Source organism: Candidatus Aalborgicola defluviihabitans (assembly GCF_016705985.1).
Lineage (GTDB): Bacteria > Pseudomonadota > Gammaproteobacteria > Burkholderiales > Burkholderiaceae_C > Allorhodoferax > Allorhodoferax defluviihabitans.
Genome location: NZ_JADJKN010000008.1, coordinates 159,368 through 176,033 on the forward strand (window position 1 = coordinate 159,368; position 16,666 = coordinate 176,033).

Here is a 16,666-nt window from a genome sequence, read left to right on the forward strand (position 1 = left end):
ATTTCATATTATGAATTATTAAAGAATGCCTTTGCTGGCGCACAACTACACTTGCACCATGTCTTTGCCGCGAATCATCACTGTACCCAAACAATGGGGGTTGTCGACCCTGACTCGCATCCGACATTGGTGGCAACGGTTAGCTCCACACCGCCAGGACCGGTTGGCTGTGCTGGCTCCGCTGGTGGCTGTGCTGCTTTTCTTTGCAGCCATCATCGCAGCCTTGGGCTATTTGCGGTTGGAAGAAATGGACCGCGAACAGCAAGCTGTGCAACGGGACGTGGAATACACCCAACAGCGCTTGCGTATGCGGCTGCTGGAACGCCAGGAGCAACTGGCACGCATCGGCCGGGAAATTTCCAACCACGAGTTGGACACGGAGGACTTCCGGGCCCGTGCGCGATCCATGCTCAACCAAAACCCTGCATTGCAGGGTCTGGCTTGGGTAGATGAACGCAAGCGGGTGCGCACAGCCCTGGGCACTGCGGTGCTTGTCAGCGGGCAACTCAACCCCAGCAGCAACGAAAGCCAGAACAATGACACGCTGGCCGGCTTCGTCGCCAGCCGCGACTTTCAGCAGCCGGTCTATGTGCAGCCCCTGGGCTCCGCCAGCGACGCACCGAAGCTGCAAATGCTGCTTCCACTGAGTGACCGGGGACGCTTCGCCGGCGTGTTGCTGGCAGAGTATTCGGTGGACGGGTTGTACCGCTATGGCGTACCAACCGAAGTGACTTCGCGCTACGCCATCTCCCTGCACGACGCCAAAGGCGGCCTGCTGGCGGGCGTTGCTCTCCCCAACAAGAAAGGTGTCAAAACGCTGCTGCCCTGGGCCAGGCCCGCCAACGAATACGCCATGCCGGTATCTCCCGTGGGCGATGGCTTGGTGGTCCGCGGCCAAGCCTACCGGGCCTCATTGGGGGTAATCGGCAGCGGGTTGTTCTGGCTGGTTGCGGCACTGAGCCTGATGACCGCCTGGATGCTGATTGCCAACTGGCGCCATACCCGGCGCCGCTTGCAGGCCCAGCAGGCACTGATGTCCGAAACGACCTTTCGACGCGCCATGGAGAACTCCATGCTAACGGGCATGCGCGCACTCGATCTGCAGGGTCGCATCACCTACGTCAATGTGGCCTTCTGCAGAATGACGGGTTGGACCGAGTCCGACTTGGTGGGACGTACCGCCCCCTTTCCCTATTGGCCGGAAAACGACCGGGACCAACTCAATGCATATCTAAACGAAGAGCTGGCCGGCAATTCCACCCCCGGCGGCATTCAGGTGCGCGTGAAGCGGCGCGACAACAGCCTGTTTGACGCCCGCCTGTATGTATCTCCGCTGATCGACGCCGTGGGTAAACAAACCGGCTGGATGGGCTCCATGACGGACATCACTGAACCCAACCGAATACGCGATCAGTTGTCAGCATCGCACGAGCGCTTTACTACGGTACTGGAAGCGCTGGACGCCTCGATCTCGGTGGCCCCACTGGGCAGCGACGAACTGCTGTTTGCCAACAAACTCTATCGCCAGTGGTTTGGCACCCAGACCCAGGGACACTTGCAACTGATTGCCGAAGCCGGCGTGCCCGCCAGCCCGACCAGCGATGAGTCCACTGACAGCGTGGACTCCTTCGCGGGCCTGTCCACCGCCGCACTGCCGGACACAGAGACGGAAAGCGCGGAGATCTTCATCCCCGAGCTAAACAAGTGGCTGGAGGTGCGCAGCCGCTACCTGAGTTGGGTCGACGGCCGCCTGGCCCAGATGGTGATTGCCACAGACATCACCACACGGCGCATTGCCGAAGAGCAGGCCGCCAACCAGACCGAGCGCGCCCAGTCGGCCAGCCAACTCATCACCATGGGCGAAATGGCGTCCAGCGTGGCACACGAACTCAACCAGCCGCTGACTGCCATCAACAACTACTGCAACGGCATGGTGTCCCGCATCAAGGCGCAACAGATCAACGAGGGAGAGCTTCTGGTTGCGCTGGAAAAAACGGCCAAACAGGCCCAACGAGCCGGACAAATCATCCAGCGCATACGCTCTTTTGTGAAACGCAGCGAGCCCAACCGCACGCTGTCTGAGGTGGGCGCCATGGTGACCGAGTCGGTAGAACTGGCCGAAATCGAACTGCGCCGCTTCAACGTGCGCCTGAACCACTACGTAGCGGCCCGCTTGCCGTCCTTGATGGTGGACCCCATCCTGATTGAACAGGTGTTAATCAATTTGCTGCGCAACGCGGCAGAATCCATTGACATGGCGCTGCGACAAACGTCCCAGCGCATTGTGGAGCTGCGCGTGGTGCCCAAGACCCTGGATGACAAGCCAGTGATTGAATTCTCGGTGCAAGACACCGGCAAGGGCTTGTCCCCTGAAGTATTGTCCCGCCTGTACGAGGCGTTCTACACGACCAAAGCCGATGGTATGGGCATTGGCCTGTCGCTGTGCCGCTCCATTGTCGAATCCCACTTGGGAAGAATGTCGGCAGAGAACCTTTACAATGGTGACGAAGTATCGGGGTGCCGATTTTCATTCTGGATACCGCTGACAGAAGTTAGCGCCGGTTTAACGCAACATCCACGAAAAAGCAACTAGAACCCTGGAAATTCCGAATGAGCCTGTTTCCCAAAAAAGGTACCGTTTACGTCGTCGACGACGATGAAGCCGTGCGCGACTCCCTGCAGTGGTTGCTGGAGGGCAAGGGTTTTCGTGTTCGGTGCTTTGACTCCGCGGAATCCTTTCTCAGTCGCTACGACGCCCGCGAGGTGGCCTGCCTGATTGTGGACATCCGCATGGGTGGCATGACGGGCCTGGAGTTGCAAACGCGCCTGATCGACGCGCGCTCTCCCCTGCCCATCGTATTCATCACCGGCCACGGCGACGTGCCCATGGCGGTGGACACGATGAAGAAGGGCGCTATGGACTTCATTCAGAAGCCCTTTAACGAGGAACAAATCATCGGGCTTGTCGAGCGAATGCTGGACCACGCCAAGGATTCTTTTACCGAATTCCAGACCGCAGCCAACCGCGACGCCCTGCTCTCCAAACTGACGTTGCGTGAATCACAGGTGCTGGAGCGCATTGTGGCCGGACGTCTGAACAAGCAGATTGCCGACGACTTGGGCATCAGCATCAAGACGGTGGAGGCGCACCGCGCCAACATCATGGAAAAACTCAACGCCAACACCGTGGCGGACCTCCTCAAAATTGCTCTGGGACAAACCACCCCGAAAACCTGACGCTATTTATTTTATAGCTGTCTACGCCCGCCCCGCGAGGACTGCGGGCGTTTTTACTTAGAGATATTGAACATGACCCAGACCGCCCAAATCATAGATGGCGTTGCTCTGTCCAAGCAACTGCGGCAAGACGTCGCTACCCGCAGCGCCGCCCTCAAGGCCCGTGGCCTGACACCTGGCCTGGCCGTGGTGCTGGTGGGTGACAACCCCGCTTCCCAGGTTTATGTACGCAACAAGGTCAAGGCCTGTCACGATGCCGGTCTGCACTCCGTCCTGGAACAATACGACGCCACCATGACCGAGGCAGAGCTGCTGGCCCGGGTGGACGCACTCAACCACGACCCCGCTATCCATGGCATCCTGGTCCAACTACCGCTACCAGCCCACATTGACGACCACAAAGTTATTGAAGCCATTTCGCCGGCCAAGGATGTGGATGGCTTCCACGTGGCCAGCGCCGGTGCGCTTATGGTGGGTGAAACCGGTTTCAAGGCCTGCACACCCTATGGCTGCATGAAGATGCTGGAATCTATCGGCATGAAAGACCTGCGTGGCAAGCATGCGGTGGTCATTGGCCGCTCCAACATCGTGGGCAAACCCATGGCCCTGATGCTGCTGGCCGCCAACGCCACCGTCACCATCACCCACAGCGGCACAGCCGATCTGGGTGCCATGACACGCCAGGCGGACATCGTGATTGCTGCTGTCGGCAAGCGCAATGTGCTGACCGCTGACATGGTCAAACCGGGCGCTGTGGTAATCGATGTCGGGATGAACCGCAATGACGAGGGCAAGCTGTGCGGCGACGTGGACTTTGAAGGCGTCAAGCAAGTCGCCGGCTACATCACCCCAGTACCCGGTGGTGTGGGGCCCATGACCATTACCATGCTGCTGGTTAACACCATTGAAGCGGCTGAACGCGAATTGGGTGTTGCATGAACCCGCTGCTCAGCCCAACCACTCTGCCCCTGTTCGACGCCATTCGTCCGGAACATGTAGTACCCGCCATCGAGACACTACTGGCCGGTGCCAACCAGGCGCTGGAAACCGTCACGGCGACTGACTTCCCGGCGCAATGGGAGTCGATTGCCAGGGAACTGGGCGTTGCCACAGAAAAGCTGGGGCGAGCCTGGGGAGCAGTAAGCCACCTCAAAAGCGTAGCCGACAACCCCGAGCTGCGTGCTGCCTATAACGCCGCCCTGCCTCACGTGACAGAGTTTTGGACCCGCCTGGGTGCCGATGAACGGCTGTTTGCCAAGTACAAAGCCATTGACTTGCAAACCTTGAACCCTGAGCAGCGCCAGGCCCATAAAAACGCCATGCGCAACTTTGTGTTGGGTGGTGCCGAACTCACCGGAGTGGCACGCGAACGCTTTGCAGAGATCCAGGACCAATTGGCCGCACTCAGCCAGAAATTCAGCGAAAACACGCTGGATGCCACAGACGCTTTCAGCTACTACGCTACCGAAGCCGAAATGTTAGGCGTGCCCGAAGACGTGCAGCAAACAGCCCGCGCCGCTGCCCAGGCACAAGGCAAGGAAGGCTACAAACTCACGCTCAAGATGCCGTGCTACCTGCCGGTCATGCAGTTTGCCCGCAGCAGCGCGTTGCGCGCCACGCTGTACCGGGCCTACATCACCCGGGCCTCGGACCAGGCCGATACCACCGCCTTGCAATTTGACAACACACAGAACATTCGCGATATCCTGGCTTTGCGCCAGGAAGAGGCTACTCTGTTGGGCTACCCCAACTTTGGAACACTGTCCCTCGTGCCCAAAATGGCGTCGTCACCCGACGCGGTTGTCACCTTCCTGCGCGACCTGGCGCACAAAGCGCGCCCGTTTGCCGAAAAAGACCTGGACGATCTGCGCCTCTTTGCCCGCGAGCACCTGAACCTGGCCGACCCGCAGCCCTGGGACTGGGCCTATGTGGGCGAAAAACTCAAGGAAGCGCGCTATGCCTTCAGTGAGCAAGAGGTCAAGCAGTACTTTACGTTCCCCAAGGTGCTTGCCGGTCTGTTCAAGATTGCCGAAACCTTGTTCGATATTTCGATTCACCGCGACCAGGCACCTACGTGGAATGCCAACGTGGAGTTCTACCGCATTGAACGCCAAACCGCGTCCGGTTCCACGTTGGTGGGCCAGTTCTACCTGGACCCCACGGCCCGCACCGGCAAGCGTGGTGGTGCCTGGATGGACGACGTTTGCGCCCGCTGGCTGCGCCCAGACACCCAGCAACTACAAACCCCAGTAGCGCACCTGGTGTGCAACTTTGCCGATGGGATAGAGGTCAACGGCGTGCGGCAACCCGCCTTGTTGTCGCATGACGACGTGACCACACTGTTCCACGAATTTGGCCATGGCCTGCACCACATGCTCACCCAGGTGAACGAACACGATGTCTCTGGCATCAGTGGCGTGGAATGGGACGCGGTGGAGCTGCCAAGCCAATTTATGGAAAACTTCTGCTGGGAATGGAACGTGCTGCGCCACATGACGGCACACGTAGAAACCGACGAACCGCTTCCACGTCACCTGTTCGACAAGATGCTGGCAGCACGCAACTTCCAAAGTGGCCTGCAGACGCTGCGGCAGATTGAGTTTTCGCTGTTCGATATGTTGCTGCACACAGCCCACGACCCAGAAGCAGACTTTCTGCCCCTGCTCAACGAGGTGCGCGCCGAAGTGGCAGTCATGCGGCCGCCTGAATGGAGTCGCACGGCCCATACCTTCAGCCACATCTTTGCCGGTGGCTACGCCGCAGGCTACTACAGCTACAAGTGGGCCGAAGTGCTTAGCGCCGATGCCTATGCCGCTTTTGAAGAAACAGCTGGCCCCGACGGTTTGCCAAATCTGCAAACCGGTACAAAATACCGTCAAGCGATACTGGAAGCCGGCGGCAGCCGTCCGGCCATGGAGTCGTTCAAGGCCTTTCGGGGGCGCGAACCCTCGCTGGACGCACTGCTGCGCCACCAGGGTATGGCACCATGAGGCAACCCGCTATTACACCAAAGAGGAATCCGCACATGAAACACCACACCATTGCAGTACTGCTGAGCAGCGCGGCGTTACTTGGGTCGGCCATGGGCGTGGAGGCACAAACGATCTACCGCATCGTTGGCGCCGATGGCAAGGTCACCTTTTCCGACAAGCCGCCGGTCACCGCGGATCAGGGCAAAGTGGCCAGCACCGGCGCGGGCGCCAAGACTGACGCAACCGGAGCCGCAATGCCATTCGAGTTGCGTCAAGTTGCTGCGAAATACCCGGTGGTTCTGTACACCTCAACCCAATGCGTACCCTGCGACACTGGCCGCTCATTCTTGACTGTGCGCGGAATTCCCTTTTCAGAGCGCACCGTCAGCACCAACGAAGACCGTGATTACCTGCGGCGCCTGACCGGTGACAACTCCGTGCCCTACTTGACCATTGGCAGTCAACGCATCCGAGGTTTTTCGGACCAGGAGTGGAACCAGTACTTGGACGCAGCCGGGTACCCACAAAAGTCTCTGCTGCCAGCCACCTACAAGCGCCCCGACCCTACCCCATTGGTTGTAGTGCAAAAAGCGCCTGCCGGGGCGGCCAAACCGGCTGACGCGGCTTCGACACCCGAACCCGCCTACCAGCCACCTGCTGCCAACCCATCCAATCCGGCCGGCATCACCTTCTAGGCCAATTTCTGCACGGGCGTTTAGAACGTAAGTGTCTTCACACCGTTGGCCGTGCCAAGCAAACACACCTGGGCGCGCTGAAAGGCAAACACGCCCACGGTCACCACACCGGGCCATTGACTCACCTCGGCTTCAAACGCGCGCGGATCGGTAATCTGCAGGCCTGTCACGTCGACAATGAACTGACCGTTGTCAGTCACCAGCGGATGACCATCCTTTAGGCGCACCTTGGCGCTGCCGCCCTGGGCCGCAAACTGGGCAATCACCCGTTGCGTGGCCATGGGAATCACCTCAACCGGCAGCGGAAAAGCGCCCAGCGTTTGGACCAGCTTGGATTCATCCGCAATGCACACAAACCGGTCGGACTGGGCGGCCACGATCTTCTCACGCGTGAGCGCCGCGCCGCCGCCCTTGACCATGTTGCCGTGGCCATCTATCTCATCGGCACCGTCGATGTAGACCGACAGGCGGGCAACCTCATTGGAGTCAAACACCGGAATGCCCAGGGCCTGCAGACGTTCGGTACTGGCCACGGAGCTGGATACGGTACCCTTTATCTGGTCTTTCATGGTAGCCAGCGCGTCAATGAACTTGTTGACGGTGGAGCCGGTACCCACGCCCACAATCTCGCCCGGCACCACGTATTGCAGGGCGGCCTGCCCTACCAGGGTCTTGAGCTGATCTTGTGTGAGGGCGGGTGAAGCGTCGGTGGTGGGAGTGTTGGTTTGGGTCATGGGCGAAAATCATGGTAGTTACGAAATATTGCAGGAATTATCCAATGTCTCTTGTTCCCTATGGTTTGGCGCGGCGTGTGTTGTTCAGTATGGACCCCGAAGTGGCCCACGAAATCACCATGGCCAGCCTGGCCCGTGCCCAGGGCACACCGCTAACGTGGGCCTATTGCGTTGACACCGTCAACGACCCTATCACACTGGCCGGCCTCACTTTTCCCAACCGCGTGGGCCTGGCCGCTGGCCTGGACAAGAACGCCCGCTGCATCGACGGCCTGGGCGCCATGGGCTTTGGCTTTGTCGAGGTGGGCACGGTCACGCCCAAGGCCCAGCCAGGCAACCCCAAGCCGCGCATGTTTCGCCTGCCCAAGGCCAACGCCATGATCAACCGCCTGGGCTTCAACAACGAAGGGCTGGATGCCTTTTTGCAGAACGTACAGCGCTCTGCCCTGCGCCGCCAAAAAAAGCCCGGCATGCTGCTGGGACTGAACATTGGCAAGAACGCCGCCACACCCATCGAGAACGCCACCGACGACTACCTGCTTTGCCTGGATGGTGTGTACCCGCATGCCGACTATGTGACGGTCAACATCTCCAGCCCCAACACCAAAAACCTGCGCGCGCTACAAAGCGACGAGGCACTGGACGCCCTGCTGGGCGCCATTGCCCAGCGGCGCGAAGCCCTGCACCAGCAGCACGGCAAACGCATTCCGATCTTTGTGAAGATTGCGCCCGACCTGGACGAAGCCCAGGTCGGCGTCATTGCCGCCACACTGGTGCGCCATGGCATGGACGGTGTGGTGGCCACCAACACCACGCTGAACCGCGACGCAGTCAAGGGTTTGCCCCACGCCGAGGAAACCGGTGGCCTGTCGGGCGCACCAGTGTTTGAGGCCAGCAACCAGGTGATTCGCCAGTTGCGCGCCGCCCTGGGGCCCACGTTCCCCATCATTGGCGTAGGCGGCATCATGAGCGCCAGCAACGCGGTTGAAAAAATCCGCGCTGGCGCCGATGTGGTGCAAATCTATACCGGGCTGATTTACCAAGGGCCAGAGTTGGTCAAAGCCTCAGCTTTGGCGATCAAGGCAGTGGGAAAATAGACTACCAGCCCTCATCAACGCTTGCGATTACGCTACTGATTCAATAGCATTTCGCTAACCCGCTCGGCTATGGCCAGGCAACAGGTCAGGCCCGGTGATTCAATGCCAAACAAGTTAACCAAGCCGGGTATGCCGTGGTCGCGTGGCCCCTGAATGCAAAAGTCGCGTGCGGGTTCGTTGGGGCCGCTGATCTTGGGCCGGATGCCGGCATAGGCGGGTGCCAGCGCACCGTCGGGCAATGCGGGCCAGTATTTGCGCACCTCGGCATAAAAGGCGTCCCCCCGTTCGGGCGACACCCGGGTGTCATCGGGGCTGTCTACCCATTGAACATCCGGCCCAAAGCGCGCCTGGCCGCCCAAGTCCAGCGTCAGGTGCACGCCCAAACCAGCGGCTTCGGGCACCGGATAGATCAGGCGCGTAAACGGAGAACGGCCTGCCAACGTGAAGTAATTGCCTTTGGCAAAGTAGGCAGTTGGCACATGGCGTGCATCCAGCCCTTCAAAGCGCGCCGCCATTGCGGGCGCTTGCAGGCCCGCTGCATTTACTACCAGTCTGGCAGCTAACCGTGTGCCATCAACCGCTACCAATTCAATAGCTTCCTGTGTATATTTTGCGAGGGCTAGAGGCGAATTTAGTGCCAATACACCGCCGGCATGCTCGGTATCGGCCAGCAAGGACAGCATCAACCCATGGCTGTCCACAATACCAGTGGAAGGTGAATACAAAGCGCCTACACAGCGCAACGCCGGCTCGTCGGCTTGGGCCTGGACGGCATCCAGCCATTGCAGGTCCATAACGCCATTGGCCAAGGCGCGGTCGTGGATGAAGTGGAGTTGCGCCAACTGTTCCAACGAGGTGGCCACAATGAACTTGCCACAGCGCTGGTGCGCCACACCACGCTCTGCGCAGTAGTCGTACAGCAAGCGATTGCCCTGCACGCACAGTTGCGCCTTCAGCGAGCCCGTGGCGTAGTACATGCCAGCGTGGATGACTTCGCTATTGCGTGAGCTGGTTTGTGTGCCTATGGCCGCGCAGGCCTCCAGAACCAGCACCTCGCGACCGGCCAGCGCCAGGGTGCGCGCCACCGCCAAGCCGACCACGCCGGCCCCGATGACAACACAATCAACCTGCTCCAAAGCGATGCCCTTCGTCGTAGCAGGTCAATTCAACTCCAAATAAATAAAATCGCAAGGGTCAATCCAATGTCTATTGAGCGACACGGTGAGGTACGCCCGTGCTTCGGTCGGCGTCATGCCCAAACCGGCGCAACACCGGTGTACCATCTTATCCCCATGAGCACCGAAGAAACCAACAGCACTGACATCAGCCGCATTCCCTTCAAGGCGCTGGGTCTGCGTACCGGCATGGCCTTGCAGACCCGCCGACTGGTGGAAGGTGCGAGCAAAAAAGAGTCCCAATTTTTTGGCGCCATCGAAGGCAAAGGTGTGATGGTGGGGCCCATGGGCCCGGACGGCGTCAGCACTGAGTTGGATGACGGCGAAGTGTGCGTCGTGCGCGGCTTTACCGGGCTGTATGAGTTCTCGTTTTTGAGCAAGGTACTGCAGACCTTTCAAAAGCCCTTTGCCTACGCCCTGCTAGCCTACCCCGCCCAAGTGGACGCCCGCAAGGTGCGCCAGTCCATGCGCACCAAGACATCCTGGCCTGCCACCGTGCAAACCGCAGCCAAAGACGCGCAACCGGCTGGGCCTGCCTTGCAAGGCACTTTGGTGGACATCAGCATGCATGGCGCCATGATCAAAATCGAGTCAGCCCTTTCCACAGTGGGTGACATGGTGACCCTGAGACTGAGCGTAACCTTTGAAGACCAACCGGTGCAATTGAACTTGAACGCCAGCATTGGCCACAACAACCGTACCGCAACAGATCCTGCGTTCTACGTTGGCCTGGTTTTTCACAACCTCACCCAGCTCGACAAACTGGTGCTGAACTACGCCACGCAGTCTGCGGCCGAGCGGCAGTGATTTGGGCAAGATTCAATCGGTCCGGACAAGCATGGATTCAGAAGCGAAGGCGCATCACCGTTGGATCATTGACGCCGTTGTTTCCAGCCTACTCTGAACTGCGTAAACCGACTGGTCAGCGTCGTAGCACTATGCCAGCTTGATCTGCCATTGCGGTCAATTTTTTACGCAGCGGCGCCTTGGCATTTGCCACCATATCGACAACGGCCTTTTGACGCTTGACTCCCAGGCGCGACCAGTTGGCAAATCCGATTTCAGCAAGTGGGCTCTGTAGCGCAGCTTCGGTTTGCCCGTACTGCATCGCGTGGTCAAAGGCAGACCAGAACTCCTCGTCATGCTGTTCCCGCAGGTGCTTGGCCAGTGCGAGATAGGTCAAGGAATACGGAAAGGTTGGCCTCAACGCGCTGGCTTCGCGGTAATGGTCGATGGCGGCCTCCATCAGGGTCTGCTGCAATAGGTGCTCAGGCCCATCAATTGGTACATCACCCATGCCTTGCGAACGCGCGGCATGCAGAAAACCCAAATCGTCATGCAACCGCGCATTGCCAGGCACCGCGTTCAAAGCCGACTGCAGCTGACCTCGGGTCCGATCCCAAAGCTCGGGCGTAAAGGCGGGACCGCTGCCCTCCCGCCATTCAGCAACAATGCTGCGCGCGCTCAGGGTGATTGCATCTGCCCATGCCGCCCGTAACACAAACCACAGGGTTGCGCTGCCCAAAACCAACAAAGCAAGAAGCCCCACGATCATCACTGGACGGCTCAGCGATGGCTTGGAGGTCTGGGGACCGCAAACGACAAATTCTGAATTGATGGTCACGCCCCTTGTATTCCAAAAATACGGGCTGGTCGCTCCACAACCATGCTGTGCGCGATTGCATCGCCGTACCGCAACGCCAACACGTCCCGTGCTTCACTGAGCAGCGGTGGGCGACTGCCGAGGTTGTGGGCATCCGTGGCAGCCAGACAGTGAAATCCCCCTTCAACCAGTCCAAACGCAACTTTCTGTGCAACGACTCCAAATCGGCCTGACAAGGATCCCGCCGTCAGTTGCAACCAACACCCCGCATCAGTGAACTCCAGAATACGATCAGGTTGGGCCATGACGGCCTTGTTGCGCTCTGGATGGGCAATCAGCGGACGGATCTTGAGCTTGAGGAGGCTGTAGATAAAACGGCTGCTGCCGACCGGGATGAGGTGGTGTGGAAACTCCAGCAACAATATTCGCCAACCATCAACCTCCCCCAGAAACGGGGCCTGGTTGTCTGCAATCAAATCCATCAACTCCGGGCATAAGCGGGCCTCGCCCCCCAAACGCAACTCCAGAGGAATTCTGGCAGCCCTTATCTGCTCAGCGAAGCTGGCAAACACGCCTTCCAGACTACTGCGCTGATTGACGTATCGGTCAGGATCGATGTGTGAGGTCAGCATCGAGTGGGTGATGCCATCGGCCACTGCCGCCCTGGCTAGTGCCAGTGCTTCATCGACTGTTTCCGGTCCGTCATCGATACCAGGCAGAAAATGGCAGTGCAGATCGATCATTGCTTAGGCCGCGCATCCTACGATGGTCTGGTTTCGGCAGGCGCAGGCGCAACCTGAACGACCTGATTGAGGACTACTGGGGTCTTGCCCTTAGCCGCTGTTTTTGGGGAGGGCGGCGTCTTGCCATAGCTCTTGCCGTAGGTACCCCCGTAGGTACTACTGTAAGTTCCATACCCATGCTTGCCGTAACCGGAATATTCACCGTAGTACTTCTCTGCCTTGTTGAAATCCAAAGCGTTGAGCACAACGCCCACAATGTGCCCACCCGCCCGACGCAGCCGCTGCAAAGACTTGCGGGCCATCGGATAGGGGGTACTTTGCGCCTTGGTAACAAAGATGACGCCGCTGGCGCGCGATGCAATGACCACCGCGTCACTGACCAGCTCCACAGGTGGTGAATCGATGATAACAATCTCAAAGTGCTTGCGCAGCGCCTCCAACGTTTGCCCAAAACGATCGGAATGCAGCAGTTCCAAAGGATTAGGTGGTATCACACCCGATGTCATGACCACCAGCCTGGAGCCTTCAATCTGGTGCACACATTCACTGAGCTTTGCCGTGCCGGCAACCAGTTCAGACAAACCAGGTATGTTCGGGTCCAAGCCATAACATTTGGCGATACTGGGGCGGCGCATGTCTGCATCCAGCAACAGTGTTTTCTTGGTCAACGCATGGGCCATCGCCAAATTGCTGGAAAAGGTGGTCTTGCCCTCACCCGGCACACTCGAGGTCACAACGATCGCTCGGGACGATACGTCAACAGATGACAGCAATACGCCTGTGCGCGCCGTGCGAATGGCCTCCGCATATAGAGAATTGGGAGAATCCAATACCAAGCGGCCGCTAACCATGCGCTCAGCACTTTTCTTGTCGAGCATCGGCATGACCGTGAGCAAAGGCTGCTTGAGGTGCACTTCCACGTCTTCGGTTGTCTTGAGCGTGTTATCCAACAACTCCAGCAGCAACGCCAGCATGCAGCCCGCCAGCAAACCCATCAACAACGCCACCGTAACAATCAACACCTTTCTGGGCTTGATGGGTCCACCCGGAACTTCCGCCGCATCCACCACGCGTGCGACCATCGATTGCAGGTCACCAGCAACATTGGTCTCCTTTGCGCGCTTGATGAACATGTCGTACATCTGCTTGTTGGAATCCACTTCGCGTTCATATTGGCCCAGCTCGAACTCCTTGCGGTTCACGTTTTGAACCGTGCCCCGCGCGGCTGCCAACGAGCTTTCCAGCATTCTCTCGGTGCTGCGTGCACGCTCATACTCGTTGTTAATACCGCCTACCACCAGTTCAATCTGGCGCTGCAGGTTCTCAGAGGCTGTCTTGGCCTCGGACTCGGCCTGTAGGTACTTCGGGTGTTCTTTGCCATAACGTTGTGACACGTCGGCTAGTTTGCGGGCGGTCTCCGCAGTCTGCCGCTTGGCGTCTGTTACCTGCATACTATTAAGCACTGCAGGCTGGGACGCCAGGTCTCCGACTTTGGCTGCATCTTTGACAATTCTGTATGTCGCCTCAATCTCTGCACGGCGTGTGCGCGCCTCGATCAAGCGAGTTTGTAGCTGCTCCATCTGCTGCCCGCTACCGCCCTGGGAGTTGTCTTTGACACTGACCAGACCCTGCTTTTCACGGTATCCCTGAAGAACCTGTTCCGACTGATTCAGCTTTTCTTTCAATCCTGAGAGCCGTTCCTGCAGCCACACCGATGCCGAGCGCGTCATCTGATATCGCGCATCAAGATCGTTTTCGATGTAGGTCTCGGCAATAGTATTGGTGATCTTGGCGGCAAGCGCCGCGTCAGTCGACACAAACCTGACCACCACCAACTGACTCAACCGGATCGGTTCAATGGAAAGGCCGCCTGTCACCGCAGGCAAAACAGCCTCAGCCAGGGACTTTTCGTTCCACTCTCTTGGTGCCCCTTTTTTCGCAAAACCAATTTGCTCCAAAAATGCCGCAAGGCCTTTCTTCGGTGCACGCGGATCATACGCAGGATAGTCGTACAGCTTGATTTTTTCAATCGCTTTGAGGGCTACTTCCCGGGACTTGATGATTTCTACCTGCGTCTGGAAATATTCGCGGGTGGCGCGCATACCGGAATAAACGTCCTCGATGCTGACAACCTTCTGCTTGGACAATTCAATCAGAACGGTAGCCTTGGCTTCATAGATGGGCGTAGTCACAAACGCAATCACGCCAGCAACAAGTGTCACCACCAGAGCAAGCGCCATAATGGCCCACTTGTACTTGCGCAGGGTGCGCCAGTACTCTACAAAATCCAGACTCGGCTCCCGCCCATCCGGATCATGCAAAAAGAGATGCTGCGCAGATGTATGCGCTTCAGACTTGGTTTCGGACATGTTGAAGTTCGATTGGCTCAGAAGAACGACTCTTCGATGAACACCGTGTCACCGGGGTTAACCGGGCTATTGATGTCGGCTTTTTGTGGACGCCCGGTCGGGTCACCTTCGCGGATGATGGATATCTTGGAAAACGAAGCGCGTTCCTTGAAGCCTCCAGCCAATGAACTGGCCTTGAGTACTGTCAACCCGGGTTGAAAGGGGTAACCACCAGGACGCTCCACCATTCCATTGATGTAAAACGGCCGGTATTCTTCAATGGTAATCGATACGCGTGGATTGACCAGATATCGTCCGTTAAGACCTGCTGTAATGCTTTTTTCGATTTCACCAATGGTAAGACCCAGTGCACGAACTTCACCCAATACCGGATACGGGATTGTCCCGGCATCGGACAATCGAACCCTTTCACGGCTCAGATCATCCTCACCAAAGACCCGAATGGTGATGACATCACCAGCAGCCAACTTGTAGGTTGACAACAGAGACGCAACGTCCTTAGGCAAGGGAGTCGGCGATTGCGCCTGGGCAAGCGTAACCAGTGCACAAGCAAACGCGAATACCAGGAAGGCAAACGAACAAATACCGCGAAGGCAGTGTGATGAGGCACGGAGCCTATCTAGTCGGAACATGATCAACTTTCACGGTCAGGGGAGTGAATCCCCCGGAGACAGGGATCAACGCGTTACAGCGACGCGTTAAGCGTCAGCATCGTGACATTGCGCTTGTAGGCTGCCGTTGGCACATTGGAGGCATTATCCGTCAACGCCCAGTCGATTCCAACTTTCAGCCAACGCATAACGGCATAGTCTACCGTCAACGCAAAGTTTGTCGCGCTATCAGAGCGGGAGGTGCCAGCAAAATCAGTTTTCAAGACGCCAAATCCAGCCCGACTAGTGAGCGACTGTGTCCATTTGGTGTTCCAGTTCAAATTGGTGTTGGTGGTCACTGCGTAGTTACCAAGCCCGGTTGCGTCCACGGTACTACGGGCTGTTTGCAAATCCACAACGCTGTAGGTCCGCGGCATCCAACGGATTGCAGCCTCCCAGCTGTCACCGTTATATCCATCGCGACCCGCAAAGTCATAGTCCTTGGTCATGCGTCCAACCTTGACAATACCCGTGGTAGCTGCCGTTGCATCCCAAGTCAAGCCCAAGTAATAACGGCGATCGGTATTGCTATCAGTCGAAAATGATGATGCGTAATTCGACTTTGCACTGCGAATTTCTCCCAATGCCAAGGAGCGGGTTCCCAGCCGGTAGAACAAACGACCTGCGTACGAACCCACCGTTACGTCGGCAATGCCGGTATTGACGCGATTGTTATCGTAAGTCTTATTCTGGTTGCCAACATCAAACTCGACACGTCCCTGTGCTTCTGGAGCACCGTAAATAAAACGACCTTCCACGTTATTGGAGGTCCAACGGTCTGGCTCTGCAGAAATGACGCGGTAAGTTGACCCACGTGGGTCTGTGCTACGCACCTGCCCCAGAGACCAAGCAGCGCGCGCACGGGCGGTGAAGTAATTGTCTCCAGCAACGGTAAGCTCCGAATTGGTTGTGTTGTCTGCTGAACTGCTGTCGTAATTCACGTTACTGACCGATGCCAATGCGGTATATCGGTCCCCTTTGCGCTTGATCTCTCCAATCAGTTGGGGCGCTACTTTGACAACAGTCGAACTGATGGGATTTACAGAATTAGCCCGCACATTGTCGTCATTGCCGATACCGACAAAGAGGTGTGGGTAAAAATAGATGCCACTCTCTGTTTTGTAAGCAGCGTCACTTCCTACGGGAGCAGTCAAGATAACTGCACTGGCGCCGCTGGACCCGGAGATTGTCGTGCTGCTAAGTTCATAGCCCTTGACGCCGACCTGGGACGCAGGGGCTGTTGGAATTTTCAAACTGTACGCACCTTGATCTGGCGCAGTGGCGGCTTCGGGAACTGTGGGCTGACTCTGCGCCCAAGCCGATGAAATTGCAAAAGGTATAGCAGAAACAAACCATAGCGAAACGATATTCTTTTTCATTTCTCTCCACCA

General features: G+C 57.9%; 14 protein-coding genes. 7 read left to right on the forward strand and 7 right to left on the reverse strand.

All coding sequences use genetic code 11. The features are described from left to right. The first annotated feature begins 58 nt into the window (after positions 1-58). From IPI80_RS11110 to IPI80_RS11130, 5 genes are all read left to right on the forward strand, one after another. Positions 59-2,593, forward strand: coding sequence for a PAS domain S-box protein (locus tag IPI80_RS11110; protein WP_413860021.1), 2,535 nt, complete (start codon positions 59-61; stop codon positions 2,591-2,593). Between the two features lie 17 nt (positions 2,594-2,610). Then, positions 2,611-3,237, forward strand: a complete 627-nt coding sequence (locus tag IPI80_RS11115; protein ID WP_413860023.1) for a response regulator transcription factor — start codon at positions 2,611-2,613, stop codon at positions 3,235-3,237. A gap of 72 nt (positions 3,238-3,309) precedes the next feature. Continuing rightward, positions 3,310-4,176, forward strand: coding sequence for a bifunctional methylenetetrahydrofolate dehydrogenase/methenyltetrahydrofolate cyclohydrolase FolD (gene folD / locus IPI80_RS11120; protein WP_413860025.1), 867 nt, complete (start codon positions 3,310-3,312; stop codon positions 4,174-4,176). Beyond that, a complete protein-coding gene (locus IPI80_RS11125) occupies positions 4,173-6,227 on the forward strand; it encodes a M3 family metallopeptidase (protein ID WP_413860027.1) in 2,055 nt (684 codons plus the stop codon). The genes folD and IPI80_RS11125 overlap by 4 nt, the downstream gene beginning before the upstream one ends. A gap of 35 nt (positions 6,228-6,262) precedes the next feature. Then, the gene (locus IPI80_RS11130; protein ID WP_413860029.1) at positions 6,263-6,904 is read left to right on the forward strand and encodes a glutaredoxin family protein; all 642 of its coding nucleotides are present in this window, start codon (positions 6,263-6,265) and stop codon (positions 6,902-6,904) included. A gap of 20 nt (positions 6,905-6,924) precedes the next feature. Here the strand turns inward: IPI80_RS11130 and rpiA are convergent, their stop codons facing one another. Continuing rightward, positions 6,925-7,638, reverse strand: coding sequence for a ribose-5-phosphate isomerase RpiA (gene rpiA, locus IPI80_RS11135; RefSeq protein ID WP_413860031.1), 714 nt, complete (start codon positions 7,636-7,638; stop codon positions 6,925-6,927). A gap of 44 nt (positions 7,639-7,682) precedes the next feature. On the opposite strand from rpiA, the gene IPI80_RS11140 reads away from it, so the two are divergent. Continuing rightward, positions 7,683-8,735, forward strand: coding sequence for a quinone-dependent dihydroorotate dehydrogenase (locus tag IPI80_RS11140; protein ID WP_413860033.1), 1,053 nt, complete (start codon positions 7,683-7,685; stop codon positions 8,733-8,735). 32 nt (positions 8,736-8,767) lie between these two features. Here IPI80_RS11140 and IPI80_RS11145 read toward each other — a convergent pair whose 3' ends face one another. Then, complete coding sequence (locus tag IPI80_RS11145) at positions 8,768-9,871, reverse strand: NAD(P)/FAD-dependent oxidoreductase (protein ID WP_413860035.1); 1,104 nt, start codon at positions 9,869-9,871, stop codon at positions 8,768-8,770. Between the two features lie 156 nt (positions 9,872-10,027). On the opposite strand from IPI80_RS11145, the gene IPI80_RS11150 reads away from it, so the two are divergent. Next, on the forward strand, positions 10,028-10,717 hold the full coding sequence (locus tag IPI80_RS11150; protein ID WP_413860037.1) for a PilZ domain-containing protein: 690 nt from the start codon (positions 10,028-10,030) through the stop codon (positions 10,715-10,717). Positions 10,718-10,832: 115 nt separating this feature from the next. Here IPI80_RS11150 and IPI80_RS11155 read toward each other — a convergent pair whose 3' ends face one another. The 5 genes from IPI80_RS11155 to IPI80_RS11175 are packed head-to-tail and all read right to left on the reverse strand — an operon-like array spanning position 10,833 to position 16,654. Next, entirely contained in the window at positions 10,833-11,534 is a 702-nt protein-coding gene (locus IPI80_RS11155) for a hypothetical protein (RefSeq protein ID WP_413860039.1), read from the reverse strand. Beyond that, entirely contained in the window at positions 11,531-12,256 is a 726-nt protein-coding gene (locus tag IPI80_RS11160) for a tyrosine-protein phosphatase (protein ID WP_413860041.1), read from the reverse strand. Before IPI80_RS11160 ends, IPI80_RS11155 begins: the two co-directional genes overlap by 4 nt. Before the next feature lie 17 nt (positions 12,257-12,273). Next, on the reverse strand, positions 12,274-14,625 hold the full coding sequence (locus tag IPI80_RS11165; RefSeq protein WP_413860043.1) for a polysaccharide biosynthesis tyrosine autokinase: 2,352 nt from the start codon (positions 14,623-14,625) through the stop codon (positions 12,274-12,276). A gap of 17 nt (positions 14,626-14,642) precedes the next feature. Next, the gene (locus tag IPI80_RS11170) at positions 14,643-15,257 is read right to left on the reverse strand and encodes a polysaccharide biosynthesis/export family protein (protein WP_413860045.1); all 615 of its coding nucleotides are present in this window, start codon (positions 15,255-15,257) and stop codon (positions 14,643-14,645) included. Between the two features lie 53 nt (positions 15,258-15,310). Beyond that, positions 15,311-16,654: an outer membrane beta-barrel protein gene (locus IPI80_RS11175; protein WP_413860047.1), complete on the reverse strand. Its 1,344-nt coding sequence runs from the start codon at positions 16,652-16,654 to the stop codon at positions 15,311-15,313. Positions 16,655-16,666: the final 12 nt, after the last annotated feature.